Below are 13,629 nucleotides of genomic sequence, written 5' to 3'. Positions count from 1 at the left end.
TCATACTCTCCTACATCCGGTCAGTGGACGTTATTACTCCACTCCACATTTGCCGCACTTATGGGCGGCACTGCGCGTAAGGCGCGTTTGACCAGTTGGCCACTGGCATCGAGAACGCTGAGCTGATAAAAACCGGCCACCGCTGGTGTCCAGTCCACGCTGCGTAACGCCGGATTGGACGCGAGTGGGCGACCGTCCAGCAGAAAATGAAAGGGCCGGTTTCCGCCAATGATGCGAATACTGACCGGCTCGCCAACTGTCAGCTGGCTTCCCGATGCGGGGGAGGCGATTTCCAAAAGCGTACCCATGGGCTGGCGTTGCAAGGTCAGGGAACAGGACGTCGGATGGATCTCAATCGGCTGTCCCGGCAGAATGCTGAAAACCTTGGCGAGGATAGGGATGGCGGCGAGTGCTGTGTCACCGGGTAGAGCGGCGCCATTGGGTTGGCCAATCCAGACTGCTGCGGCGTAGCGGTGATTATATCCAATGGCCCAGTCGTCGCGATTTCCGGCGCTGGTGCCGGTTTTCCAGGCAATGCCGCCAGGACCACCAAAAGGGAAGGGACGATTGAGGATGGCGGTGACATCTTGCGCTGCATAAGGAGATAACAGACGGCGTGCGCGGCGCTGTTGTCCAGCAATCAGGTGTAAGCGTTCGACGACACCATCGTTAGCCAGTCCGGCATATAGTGCCAGCAAGCGGCGCATGGAAATGCCAGCACCACCCAGGGCCAGGGGCAGGGCGGGATCCGCGCCATAAGGGAGCAACAACGGCGTGCCAGCAGCCCGCAGATGTGCCGCAAAGCGCAGGGGGCCGTAGGCTTCGATAAGATCTACGGCCGGCACATTCAGGGAGCGTCGTAATGCGGTAGTTGCGGTGACAACCCCCATATAGCGGTCATTATAATCATTAGGTTCATAAGCGCCGAAATTACTCGGAAAATCAGCTACATTGGTGCTTGGACGGATGATTCCGGCTTCAAAGCCGAGGCCATATAAAAATGGCTTGAGAGCGGAGCCCGGAGACCGAATAGCTCGGGTCATATCGACAAAACCATCGCGCTGGACATTACCCCAATCACCACTGTAAATCGCTCGGATGCCTTTTGTCTTGAGGCTGACAACCACAATAGCGATGCTCTCCGAGGGGGCCATCTGCTGCAGGGCATGTTGGGCGATATCGGCTACCGCGCGATCCATGGGCGCATCAATTGTGCTACGAGTCCCACTGGGTAGTGTCGAGGCAACCTGGGGAGAAAGCAGAGGCATGGGATAGAGACGTTGCGGCAGCGCCGTTGCCAGAGCGCGCTCCAGTGCTGCCCGGGAAATAATGCCCCGGCGTTGGGCTTCTCGCAGAATCTGATTGCGGGTGGCAAGAGCCGCCCGAGGGTGGGTCAATGGATTCAGCCGATTGGGATTGCGTACCATCATGACCAGAAAGGCAGCTTGTGCCGGACCCAAGGTGCGTGGAGACTGATTGAACCAGGCATGCGCAGCCGCCTCGATACCCTGAATGTTGCCACCCTCAGGAGCCAGTGACAGCCACATGCCCAGCACTGCAGACTTGGAATAATGTTCATATAGAGAAATAGCCTGCAGGGCCTCCACTATTTTGACGGGCAGGGTGCGCGGTGCCGGATGGAGCATGCGGGTGACTTGCATGGTGAGGGTGGAAGCGCCGGAAACTACGTGTCCCGCCATGATCATCTGTCCTGCAGCACGGATGATGGCGAAGGGGTCAACACCGGGGTCCCAGGCGAAATTCTGGTCTTCAATGGCGATCAGCATCTGGATCAGGACCGGACTGACCCGCTTTGCGGGCGTGGCAAAAGCCCATTGCTGTTGGTGATTGAGAAACATGCTCAATACGTGGCCGTGGCGATCGTAAATGATGCGCCCCTCTTGCTTCAGAGTCTGGGTATCGGGTGGCATAAACCAGGCAATGACGGCCACCAGAATGATGCTGAGCAGCAGCCAGTGTCCGCAGCGACGCCACCAGGCGTATCGGCCCCGAGGCCAGAGGCAGCGTCGGCCCCCGCGCAGAATGCTCGAAAATATTCTGTCCGTCTTGCGCCCACTCATAGGGTGTTCATGAGGCAGGCGGTGGTATCACGCTGACCTTGCGCCCAGCGCTGCGGGCGGAGATGGAGGGGTGAAACATGTCGCTCAGCGTAACGCCGGGCAGAAGGTAATGCCCCGGAGTGACGGCACGCAGCAAAATGGCCGTCTTGAAATCGGGTATCCCGTCGCCGTCGAAAGCCTGACTGTCCTCGGGTGCCATTTTGAAGGCGGCCTCGTAGCGGTCATCGGTGGCCGCAGTAGCTTCCGGAGTGTTGAGGTTTTTGAGCCAGGGCAGCCCGTGCACCTTGCCCGTCGCTGTGTCGCCCGCCAGTTCCCAGCCCGGTGGCAGACCCATGTTGAGCAGTGCGCGATGGGGTAGGTTATCGCTGATGCTCCCTTTCAGAACGGCGACGAAGACGGTGTTCTGCGGCAGGGAGTCGGGCTGCAGGGGCTTGCCGGAGAGTGAATAAAAAGCGCGGCTGACAGTCATCCCCTGCTCGGCGGCCGGAGGCGGGCTGCTGGTGATGCCTGTCGTGCTGAGGGCTACCGTCAGGGCTTTGCTGCCGAGATTACGGATGTTGATCGCCTGACTCAGAGGCAGAACAACGGGCCCAGTCTGCTGGATAGTTTGCTGACCCCATTGCACATGCACTGGTTGATTGTTGCCGCCCAGTACGCCATCGGCGTAAAGCGCCCAGGCCAGTTCCTGGGTAGTCAGACTGTCGGGTTCCAGCCCCGCGCCGGGCAGATTCTGTCGTAATTTAGCCAGGGCATCGGGCATCAGTCCAGTCTGGGCAATGATGGTCGGCACTGCCCAGGCATCCCGTAAAGGTGAACCGAAGGCATCATCCCAGTCTGAGCGTCCCCACCACCAGTCGCCCCCAATGGGCCCCTGACTTTTGATGGCTTTTTGCAAGGCCTGCTCGGCCAAATGGCGTTCTCCGATGGTGTTCAATGCCGAGCCCAGTTGTGCCAAGGCCAAGGGCATGGTGAGTTGATCCATGTGTCTTGCCAGCATACGGATGGCTCCTGCTGGCGCTTTCCCGGCCAGGCTCAGATCGTAGACTGCATAAATGCGATCAAATACCGGGTGGTTTTCCTCTTCCACCTCATTACTCAGCCAGTGCAGGGCCTGGTCGATGGTGGGTTGCGGCACCGTTGCCCCGGCTTTTTGGGCGCGCAGGAGAAATTCTGTGGCAAAAGCCGTGAGCCAGGGCTGTGCGTCACCATTATTGGACCATAGCCCAAAAGCGCCATCATAACGCTGATTATTGAGGACCTGATTCACGTAATCCTGAAGCTTGGCGGCTTGTTCCGGGGTGATGAGCGGAGGCTTCAGAATAGTCAGCGGTAAACCTTGGCTGGCGGCATTGAGCAGTGAGTGACAATGCCAACCCTGATACAGCGCCTGCACGTAGGCCTTGGGGTTGAAGGGCAGGGTATTGCCCAATGTGACCGCAGTGGTGCTGGAACCGGGAATGAAGCCTTGTAGATCCGGCTTGAGTAGATGCTGGCTTCCGGCCGCCAGGGTCAGCCGATGATTTTTGGAAACCGGAGGCTGGGAAGAATGCACAACCATATCCCAATGGCGGACGAGTTGGTATCCACCTGGTCCGGTAATACGTAAGGTCAGTTGAGCAGTGCCTTCTCCCGTGCCGGTCAGGGTTACCGGCAAGAGATGCATGGCCTGCACTTTCAAAAAGGTTTTGTTCTGACCATTATTCCCGACCTGAATGGGTCCGGAAGCGGTGACTACACTTTGATAGTTGCCTGCGGGCAGCTTCAGATTTTGTAGCATGAGCGTGGCCTCGGCGCTATCACCGGGGGACAAAAAGCGGGGCAGTAGCAAATTGGCGATGAGCCGGTTGCGGACGATGATGTCGGCATCGCCAGCACCCACCGCATCTCCCTGCCAGGTCACAGCCATGAGATGTAATGCTCCATTGAACTCCGGAACATCAATGGGGAGTTCCGCAATCCAGGCACTATTGGCCTGCACCGGACCGGCAAACAGTGCCACCACCTTCTGGGGAATGGGACGCACGGCCGGGCCGAAGTTGGCCCCGGCCCCATTTTGCAGGAGTGCCTCATAGCCGGTAGGTCGCGCCAGTAGCGCAGCGTAGTTGTCTGCTACGCTGATATCCAGCCGCCGTTTCCCGAAAAAATGATGCAGCGGATTCGGGTTGGGAAATTGGGTAAGGTTGAGAATCCCCTGATCGACGGCCGCCAGCGTCACGTAGGCACCAGGTCGGGTTTTAAGAGGAATCCGGATGATTTGATGGGGGCGATAAACAGGTTGCACATCAAAATGAACGGGGATGGCGCGCTCGCCAGGCTTGAGGCCCAGCCAGGTCAGGCCGATGGCGCGTTCTGGTGCCTCGCTGGCGCTGGCTGGCCGAAACACATCGACCAGCGCATAAGCACCTGCACCCCAGCTTTTTTCCACCGGGATATGCAGGGTGATGCCCCCTTTGGGTAAATTGAAATTTTTCAGGGACAGGATTTTGTCGTTGGCGAGCACCAGTACGGCCGGGCCTCCAAAGGGGGCATCAATATGGATATCTGCCGTGCTGCCTGCTGCATATTCTGCCGTGTTACTGCGTACTGAAACCCGTTGGGGTACGCCCGGATTGGCACTGGTCTGCCAGCCGGAGTAAAAAATCGCGGAACTGGCCGCCAGTCCACCGTGTGCCTCAATGACCCGCAGTCGGTAACGACCATAATCCAGTACCGGCAATTGCAGGGTATAGGCATGACTGGCGGGTAAGCTGATATTTTTCTTCAGTACAGGATGGTCAACGTAGCTATATCCCCAGCTGGCTACGCCGTGTTGCATGGATATGTTCCATTGCGAAGACTGTCGGACTACCTCGATTTGTACGGGCATGGCGCTGGGCTTGCCGTCTGGTGCCAAAGCCACAATATGAAATTCCGGTATTTTCCCTGCGGCTACCGTGTCATTTTTAAAGGCATTTTCGATGCCAATGAGTGGGTGGTCGGGAGTCACCGGCAAAATGATTTCGCTGCTCACCGGACGGCCAGAAGGCTCATTGATGGAAACCGCGACATGGGCTTCCAGAAAACGCGTGCTATTAGGTAGTTGCTTTAAATTGACGGGTACTTGTGTCTGGCCTTCAGCATCGGTGTCCGGCAGTGTTGGCTCCTGGACCGGGGCGGTAAATATTTCGCTATGTAGTCCGAACTGATAGTTCTGCCATTGCGGATAGGGTGTAGGATCACTGCTCAGGCTGATCCGTGCCGTTCCCGACAAATGCGCACCCGGAGCACCATAAAGATAACGTGCCTCTACCGGCCACTGCAGGGCTTGTCCGGCCGGAATGGGCTTGGCTGTTCCCAGTTTGACAGCCAGAGTTGGCGGTACAAAGGCAGATACGGTAAAGCTTTCCTGCGCCAGGGCAGGCTCCTTGAGACCTGTCGCCAGACTCACACTCCAGTTGCCATCCTGAGCGGCCAAGGGCAGCTTGACGGGTACGGCAATGGCATCATCGTCAGACAATTTTGGAACTGTATCCAGAAATACCTGCCCACCGGGCCGCCGCACAATGAGATGCAGAGGCAAATTCAGTGGCTGACCTGCGGCGCTGCGATAAATGGCCGCCACATGGACCGTCTCGCCGGGGCGATAAATGCCCCGGTCCAGCCACAGGAATGGACTGACCGGTTGCAGTGCCGAACGTCCGGAAATGCCGCGCCCGGACAAGTTCAGCGACGAGTTTTCGAGATTGAACAAGGTAAATTCATTATCCGGTCCATAGATGTGCAGGGCAGCCGGGCTTTGTCCACCACTGCCCTGGAGAATGGGTTGGGGGAAAAAGGCAATGCCATCGGCGTTGGTCTGGACGGTCTGGAGGATATCATTGTCCTGGGCAATGAGTTTCACGCTGACGCCACTCCAGGGGCTGGCATCCGTATAATGGCGGATCTGCACATATAATCCGTTACGGCCCTGCCAGACGGTGGGTGCCAGATTGGTGCGCAATACCAGTTGCACGCTGTTCAGGCCGCCGTTGGGGTTGGGCGTACCATCTCCCGGACTGATCTCAATGGCATAGAGCCCGGGTTTCTGCAGGATTTTGGGCAGTGGCAATATACTGTGCATCAAGCGGTTGGCGCTGAAATGCGGAATATCTGCGCTGCCTTGCCAAATCGTCAGGCTATTCTGGTTGTTCAGGGTGGATTCGCTGTCGTCCTGGTTCAGCAGGGGGTGGTTGGCCACAAAAGCCAGCAAGGCACGTTCTGGTACCCGATTGATTTTCAATTTAACCCTGGAAATATTGATACTGGAAAAACCTACGGCGGGGGGCAGCGATGCCGGAATAATGAAGCGTCCGGTATCGGTGATGATGCTGGGAGAACGATTGGGCAGGGTCAAGGTGACCGTTTGCGCGCTGCTCAGAACAGCTCCGGCAATGGCTGGCAGGCCCGCACGGATATGCATTTGGGTACTGCTGCCAGCGGGCAGGCCGCTGATGCAGATGCCGCCATTTTCGCGAACCACTGCAACATGCGCTTGGGCGGGCGAAAAAGTCACCCAGTTGCTGGCATGAAAATCCGGGGCCTCGGACAGTGGTGCTGTAAAGCGGACGCAGGTACGGGTGGGGAACTGGTTGGTATCAGGCGTAATTTTCTGAACCTTGAAACCATAGTGCATTACGGTTTTTTTCAGGTCGACAGCCACTTGAGCATTGCCGGGATAAGCACGATACATGGCCTCAAGTAAATGAATTTCACCGAGATGATCGTCCTCTGCAGCCAGTGCTTTCTGCAGAAGCTGCAAAGTCGGAAGCAGGCGGGTGACATCTGGTTTCTGGCTGTAGATATTGCGATTATAAGCCAGATAAGCAGCATATTTAGTCTCTTTTGCAGAGGTCCTATCCCGCTTTTGCAAGGCATCGGCCAGATGCCACCAGATTTGTGGGTCAGTATTGTCTCCGAGGGCAATGCGTTGTTGATAGTCCTTGACAGCTGAAGACCAGTCTCCTGCCGAGTAGGCCTGATTGGCCTTGCTGAGCGCGTCGCTACGCTGTTGTTGTTTCCAGCTTTCATATTGGTCCTGCAGGGCTGCAGCCTGAGCCGTATTTCCGGATTGCAGGGCATTATGAATGGCTTTTTCCTTATCCTGACAATTGTTGCGAAAACTCTGGCCCAGCGCCGAATACTCCAGCGTGCTGGCATAGTTTTCTGCGTCATTACCCAGACCGGGCAGAACATGGGACAAATGGATGACCGGAACGGTAGTAGTGCTTTGTGCAGGGCTGGTCGATGCAGCAGGAAGCGAGGTAGTCAAAGCCCCGGTATGATCTGGGGATTTGGATAGGTGGCTGTTATTGATTTGGGCCGAATGGGTTGTTGCGCTTTGTCTGGTGCTGAAAGCCCAGGCCGCCAAAGCGATGAGAACCAGCAGTAATGTGATGACTATCCATAGGGTCCGGGAACTGATTTTATGTTGAGTCATATATTTTCTCTGTATAATCGGCCGGATAGATCGTCAAGATGTGTAAATGACTACCAGAAAAAGATAAAATCAGCGGTTATTGATAATTTCGAATAATAGTTTAAACGTGTTCGGAGAACAACGTGGAAATGATAGATAATTTCAGAAGAAGTAATGCGTGATATACTGTTTGCAGTAGATTTTCGTTTCGGCCTATTTAATTGCTGCGATGTCGTTGTTTTGTTTATTACTGTTCCCGTTAAATAATAGGAGTGTTCATGTTTGCCCTTAAAGTTTTATTTGCCGATGAAAATGCCGCCAGGGAAGCCATTTCCAGTATTCGTGAGGCCGGGATGGAAAAGCATGCGGATCATCCTGACTACTATGCAGCACTGCAAAAACTGTTGCAGCAGCCGTTACAGTGCAGCCCCGCTATTTTTGCCGAGAAGGATGTCATCTCCTGTGAGTTTTATGGTTTTGACGAGAAAGAATCGGCGATGGTGGAAGCGGCTTTTCTGGATGTAGGGGCGCTGGAAGTGGTTGTCGAATAGTCGGGTACCAGCTGGCGGGTTCCCGGTTCATTGGGCAATCAACCCGCCCGCACAACAGGAATGCCTGACCACATGTTCAGATAATGGGGGGGCGGTTACCGGCACGCATGGCTCAAGCTCTTTCGGCCCGCTGGATGTTGAATGCCCCATGATTTTCACCCCGCTATAGGAACGCTGGATATGATAACAAAAAGCCCCCTGAAAAGGGGGCTGACAAACAAGCAAATAACAAATCTTACTTACAGGTCTATGCCTTCATGATCCATGGCCGCAAAATAATCGGTAACGCGACCATCCGGAACGGTGACTTTCAGTGCCCAGATCATGCAGATAATGGCCAGAATGGCGACTAAAACCATGGACAGGTAGAAAGGAATGTTCCCTGTTCCCCCCAACACCTTGGGTCCAAACCAGGAAAGTACCCAGAGCCCGATAAAATAGGGAAATATCCAGGTAATATGTTTGAAACCGAGGGGCTTATCACCGGATTTACCCCGAAGCAGGTGCACCATCCAGTAAATGAAGAGGATGGCAAACAGTACGCCAAAAATATAGGAAAGCGCCTGCAAACCACCCCAATACGCAACCAGTGAGGAGAGAATAAAGGCAATGGGGGCGATAATGTGCGCTCCCCAAAGGCGGAAGGGTCGCTTCAGGTCCGGCACAGAACGGCGCAACTGCAACAAGACGATGGGACCAATGCCGTAGGTGATGACTGAAATGGTGGTAATGAAGCCCACCAGCTTTTGCCAGGAAGGAAAAGGCAGAAAATACAGACAGCCAATGACATAAGCGACAATGACACCAACCCAGGGCACGCCGCCTTCACTGATTTTGGTGAAGAAGCTCGGACCTGCCTTGACTTCCCCATTGGCGACTACGGCGCGCGCTGCTGAGGTCGCATACACAAGAGCCGTGCCACCGGGAGAAATGAGCGCATCTGCATAAATCAGCACCGCCAGCCAGGTAATCCCGAGCATGCCGGCAACTGCCGCGAAGGGACCAAATACTCCAGTGAAACTGAGCTTGGTCCAGCCCTGAGTGAGTTGATCGGGTGGCATGCTGACCAGAAAGGCCCATTGCAGGGCTACATAAAGACAGCCACCAATAACGATGGAGCCTATTACCGCCAAGGGAATGTGTTTGCCTGGATTTTTGCTTTCTCCACCTAATTCAATGGCCTGTCTGAAGCCTAAATAACTGAAGACAATGCCGGAAGAAGCCACAGCCACAAACATGCCATGCACATTTTCCTTCATATGCATGATATGAAGATTTTCCGGATGATAGGAAAATGCTACCAGCACGATGATGGTCAGGACAGGAACCGCCAGCTTCCACCACCCCAGGCTGGTGAAAATCTGGGTGACCCGTTTGATGCCCAGGAAGTTCAGCAAGAACATCAGTCCCAGCAGAACGACGGCGGCAATCAGACCAAATCCGCTGAGTAGACCCGTGTTATCCAGTAAAAGGCCAGGAATATAGTTGTTGGCATAGGTGAGTACCGCAATGACTTCCACAGGAGCAATGGCAATATAAAACATGAACAGCAGCCAAGCCCAGATTTTACCAAGCAGATTGCCATGAACCACATTGGCGATATGCGCAGCGGCACCCGCACGCGGAAATAACGGGCCGACTTCGGCGTAGGTGAGCCCCAGAAACAGAATGGTCACCGCACCAATTAACCACGAAAAAATGCTGAGGGGACCCGCAATATGGGCCGCATTCAGTGGGCCGAACAACCAGCCGGATCCGATAATGCCTCCCAGGCTGGCAAAAATAAGGCCTGAGAATCCTACTTCTCTTTTTAGTTTTTTGACCACGTTGGAAGGGTCCTCCCTGACTAATGAATTCACGCTGCTTGGACTTGAGTGGTCTGTGTTGACTTTTTGGTCATGAATGCACGCCAAAAAAGAACTTTATGGAACCTGTCAATCCGCGCATCATTTTAATCGTTAGAAAAACTGAATGACCGCAACGCACCAATATGGTGCATTGCTGCCTTGTTTGCACTGAAACTGCCCGAACAGGATGGCATATCTCCACCAAATAGAGAATAAATCACCCAATCGGGTGCAGATTCAGTGGGTGGCATGCTTCCTGCAATATCTGTGCTTGGTAGTTTTCTTCATCACCTAACATGGGGTTCTATTTATGTCATTTGCTTACATCGTACATCTTGCAAATTACTCTGATGGCGTTTTATACGTTTTGATGTTCTTGTTTGTCGTCGAGTTAGCGGTAATTTTTGATCGTGGTTGGTATCTCCGCAATGCCATCAGCAAGGGAAAGAAAATACTGTGGGGAATTTCTAACCAGGGCAAGTTACGGCGTCCTGATCTGGAAGCGCTATCCGGCATGGCCAAGGGCTTACCAGAAGAAGCACTAATTGGTGTCGCTCTGCGCCACTTTAATCTGATCCACCACTATGGCAGTGCCAGGGGGGAAGCTTTTGCGAACCGCTTGGACGAAGCTATTTTTCTGACCACTCCCAGTCTGGATAAACGCTTGTGGATTCTGGATACGATTGTCACGCTGGCCCCACTTTTGGGCTTGTTTGGCACGATTTTGGGTATGTTCCATGCTTTTTCGATACTGGCGGCACCTGGACATGACGCCACTTCGGTAACGGGTGGTGTGGCTGATGCGCTTATTGCAACGGCTTCCGGTCTGTTTATCGCAATGCTCGGCTTGCTGAGCTTCAATGCGTTCAATAACTCCATTGAGAAAACGATTTTTCAACTGGAATCGCTCAAATTGGTATTGATGAATCGGCTGGATGGGGCTCCCGTTGTTCTGGAAGAAGGCTTCTCAGCCCAACAGACCAATAAAGTCAGCAAAGTACCTGCTTAATAAATTGAAAACTTATAGATTATTCGTTTGTTAGGATAAGGAGTTTCCTATGCTACCCCAGCGCCGTCCCCGTAAAAAAGGGCGTGTCGAAATCATCCCGATGATTGATGTCATGCTCTTTCTCTTGGTTTTTTTCATCATGATCACTTTGCAGATGATTACCGATAAAGGCCTCAAGCTGCATTTACCCACATCCAGCGAAACGAAAGTATTACCGCATCCACATTTCGTCTTGAACATTGTGCAGGATGGTAGCGTGGTTGTGAAAGGTAAAAAAATGAGCCTGGGCGAGCTGCAAAGTTTTCTGGGGGCTGATGGTGACACTAAACACACGCAGGTCACGATTGCAGCGGACAAGATGGTGCCTTTTAAAGATTTTGTACAGGTCATGGATGTGTGTCAGAAAGCCGGGGTGACAGGTATAGGGATTGCGGCGAAAGCGACCTGAGCAGCGCAAGTTCTCTGAAGAATATTTCATTGTTTTGCATGGATCAAAAAACAGGATGACAGCAGATGGCGAGCATGATCACTGAAAATGGTAATTTTACATTGATGCCCCAACCCAAGGACCACCAGTTCAAATATGCGCTGAGTGCTGCGGTTGCCGTTGAGATTATGCTGGTACTGGGCCTGGTATGGTATGGTCAAGCGACGCCCACGCCGCCAGTGATTAAACCCAAGGAGCATGTGATTGCGGTGCAGGTTGTTTCATTGCCGCCGCCCCCACCGAAGGTCATCCCGCAACCGAAACCGGTACCTCCGAAGCCGGTAGTGCAGCATGTAACCCCCCCACCGCCACGGCCTCACCCCCGGGTTGTGATTCCGCCTAAGCCGGTACCGGTACCGACACCACCCGTAAAAACGGTGACGCCACCTGCACCCAAGCCGGTTCCGGTTCCTCCGGCCCCGCCAGTACCGCCCAAGCCGGTCGTGACACCGCCACCGCCCGCACCGCCACTGTTATCGGCAGCACAGACGGCCTCTTTGATGGGGAGATACGTGGGATTGTTACGACCGATGATTCAGCAGAATCTGCATGTTCCAGCAGAGCTGAAGGCGATGGGTTTGAAAGGGAAGGCGACCGTTCAGTTTGAGGTATCGCCTTCAGGGAAAGTGCTTTGGGCCAAGATCATTGATCCCAGTCCGTTGTCGGCGGTCAATCGTGCTGCGCTGGCAGCGGTAGAGAGCGGGAGTTTCCCACCATTTCTGAAGAAAATGCCCAAGCAGAACACGATTTTTCAGATACCCGTCGAAGTTGGTGCGAGTTCAAACTAAGCCAGGCCAGTTGGAGAAATATGATGAGCGATTCCCATTCCATCAGCGCAACCAGAGATAACGAACGCACCAGTACTGCCCCAAAGGTTGCGCTGATCTGGTTGGCTGCCACTATGACAGCTTCCAGCCTTCCGGTGGGGGTATTGATCGCGCAAATGTTCCCATTGGCACCCTTTTTATGGGTGGTTCTGCTGGCTTCCCTGCTTTTTTTCGCAGTTGGCATTCTCAGTATTCCTGGTTTTGTGTATGGCATCCCGACCATGGCTATTTCGGCAAGGGTCTTTGGAAAGCCATTCAACAAATTCATCTCGTTCAGTAATTGGCTCTCCCAGATTGGCTGGCAGGCGGTGGTGCTGGTTTTGGTGGTTTATATTCTACGTAGTGTGTTGAATACCTATGCATTGGTTTCTCCTGAACAGAGTCTTTATGTCGCACTTCTTATTGCGGTATGTGCCGATTTTGTGGTTCCAATAATTGGCTATGGCGCTATTGTTTCGGCACAAACGGTGGGTGCCTTATTTCTGGCTTTATTCGCCATCGCTATATTAATTTGGTTACACGGGGGTGAGGCTTTAACAGCTATTCCGGCTTCAGGACATTTTAATGGGTTACAAGCTTTAGGGGGTATTTCATTGGCATTGATGGGCGGTGCTTTTTCCTGGACGATGTTTGCCTCGGATTACTCGCGCTATATCCGTCGCGACAGCAGTCTCACCCAAATTGCGCTCTGGCCCAGCTTGGGTGGTTTTGTCGGTGGTGCCCTGATTTTGGCTCTGGCTATTACGCTTTATGTGCATGGTGGGATACAGGTAGGCCCATCAGGGATCACTATTGCGGCACGAGGATTAGGAAATACGTTGTTGTACTTGGGTTTCTGTCTGTTTGCAGTTATGGGTCTTCTCGCCTCCAATTTTTTGAACTCCTACAGTTCTGCATTCAGTCTGGCAGTCGTCGTAGGCAAAGATTTGGACCGCAAGAAATTTACCATCATGGATGCATTTTTGGCAACCCTGGTCGGGATTTATATGCTGTTTATAGCACCCTCATTTTGGGACTCTTTTCAAACCTTTCTGGATTTGTTGATTATAGTTGCGGCGCCTTGGACCGGCATCATGATTGTCTATGTTTTAATGGACGTTGTTCCAGAGGCGCTCCACGGGACTGTGCGTCAGCAAAAATATGGTGCAAATGTGCTTATATTGGGCTTTGGTATTCTAGTTACCATTCTGTTTTCAAATAATCCTTTGTGGGAAGGCCCGGGTGCGCAATGGCTGCATGGGAATGATATTTCCCCACTTCTGGGCGCGGCTACAGGTGTACTGCTGTCTATGCTGTATCGATTTGTTTCAAGACCAGCTGAGAGAATTTTTGGGGACGTCAGGGGTGTATGTGCTGTTAAAAGCAAAGCCCCTAACATTGCAGAATAAAGAGT

Annotated in this window: 8 protein-coding genes; 5 read left to right on the top strand and 3 right to left on the bottom strand. The window is 53.5% G+C overall.

Going from position 1 to position 13,629, the window contains the following annotated elements:
• Positions 1-20 precede the first annotated feature (20 nt).
• The gene (locus tag HAP95_RS08380) at positions 21-2,081 is read right to left on the bottom strand and encodes a transglycosylase domain-containing protein (RefSeq protein ID WP_215883810.1); all 2,061 of its coding nucleotides are present in this window, start codon (positions 2,079-2,081) and stop codon (positions 21-23) included.
• Positions 2,082-2,088: 7 nt separating this feature from the next.
• The gene (locus HAP95_RS08375) at positions 2,089-7,536 is read right to left on the bottom strand and encodes an MG2 domain-containing protein (RefSeq protein WP_215883809.1); all 5,448 of its coding nucleotides are present in this window, start codon (positions 7,534-7,536) and stop codon (positions 2,089-2,091) included.
• 257 nt (positions 7,537-7,793) lie between these two features.
• On the opposite strand from HAP95_RS08375, the gene HAP95_RS08370 reads away from it, so the two are divergent.
• Entirely contained in the window at positions 7,794-8,066 is a 273-nt protein-coding gene (locus HAP95_RS08370) for a hypothetical protein (protein ID WP_215883808.1), read from the top strand.
• A gap of 239 nt (positions 8,067-8,305) precedes the next feature.
• Here the strand turns inward: HAP95_RS08370 and HAP95_RS08365 are convergent, their stop codons facing one another.
• On the bottom strand, positions 8,306-9,892 hold the full coding sequence (locus HAP95_RS08365; RefSeq protein ID WP_215883807.1) for an APC family permease: 1,587 nt from the start codon (positions 9,890-9,892) through the stop codon (positions 8,306-8,308).
• Positions 9,893-10,223: 331 nt separating this feature from the next.
• Here HAP95_RS08365 and HAP95_RS08360 point away from each other — a divergent pair, with 331 nt between their 5' ends.
• The 4 genes from HAP95_RS08360 to HAP95_RS08345 all read left to right on the top strand — a co-directional run bounded on the left by HAP95_RS08360 (position 10,224) and on the right by HAP95_RS08345 (position 13,624).
• Complete coding sequence (locus tag HAP95_RS08360) at positions 10,224-10,922, top strand: MotA/TolQ/ExbB proton channel family protein (protein ID WP_215883806.1); 699 nt, start codon at positions 10,224-10,226, stop codon at positions 10,920-10,922.
• 49 nt (positions 10,923-10,971) lie between these two features.
• Positions 10,972-11,370: an ExbD/TolR family protein gene (locus tag HAP95_RS08355; protein WP_215883805.1), complete on the top strand. Its 399-nt coding sequence runs from the start codon at positions 10,972-10,974 to the stop codon at positions 11,368-11,370.
• A gap of 74 nt (positions 11,371-11,444) precedes the next feature.
• Entirely contained in the window at positions 11,445-12,197 is a 753-nt protein-coding gene (locus tag HAP95_RS08350; protein WP_226832662.1) for an energy transducer TonB, read from the top strand.
• A 20-nt stretch (positions 12,198-12,217) separates the two neighbouring features.
• Positions 12,218-13,624: a purine-cytosine permease family protein gene (locus HAP95_RS08345; protein WP_368356568.1), complete on the top strand. Its 1,407-nt coding sequence runs from the start codon at positions 12,218-12,220 to the stop codon at positions 13,622-13,624.
• Positions 13,625-13,629 lie beyond the last annotated feature (5 nt).

This window comes from Acidithiobacillus sulfurivorans, assembly GCF_018853815.1.
GTDB lineage: Bacteria > Pseudomonadota > Gammaproteobacteria > Acidithiobacillales > Acidithiobacillaceae > Acidithiobacillus > Acidithiobacillus sulfurivorans.
Note: the sequence above shows the minus strand (reverse complement) of the source record. Positions and strands in the feature narration are given on the sequence as shown.

Coding starts and splice junctions, on each gene's coding strand:
- HAP95_RS08370 (WP_215883808.1), top strand. CDS start 7,794: ATGTTTGCCCTTAAAGTTTTATTTGCCGATGAAAATGCCGCCAGGGAA.
- HAP95_RS08360 (WP_215883806.1), top strand. CDS start 10,224: ATGTCATTTGCTTACATCGTACATCTTGCAAATTACTCTGATGGCGTT.
- HAP95_RS08355 (WP_215883805.1), top strand. CDS start 10,972: ATGCTACCCCAGCGCCGTCCCCGTAAAAAAGGGCGTGTCGAAATCATC.
- HAP95_RS08345 (WP_368356568.1), top strand. CDS start 12,218: ATGATGAGCGATTCCCATTCCATCAGCGCAACCAGAGATAACGAACGC.
- HAP95_RS08375 (WP_215883809.1), bottom strand. CDS start 7,536: ATGACTCAACATAAAATCAGTTCCCGGACCCTATGGATAGTCATCACA.
- HAP95_RS08350 (WP_226832662.1), top strand. CDS start 11,445: ATGATCACTGAAAATGGTAATTTTACATTGATGCCCCAACCCAAGGAC.
- HAP95_RS08380 (WP_215883810.1), bottom strand. CDS start 2,081: ATGAGTGGGCGCAAGACGGACAGAATATTTTCGAGCATTCTGCGCGGG.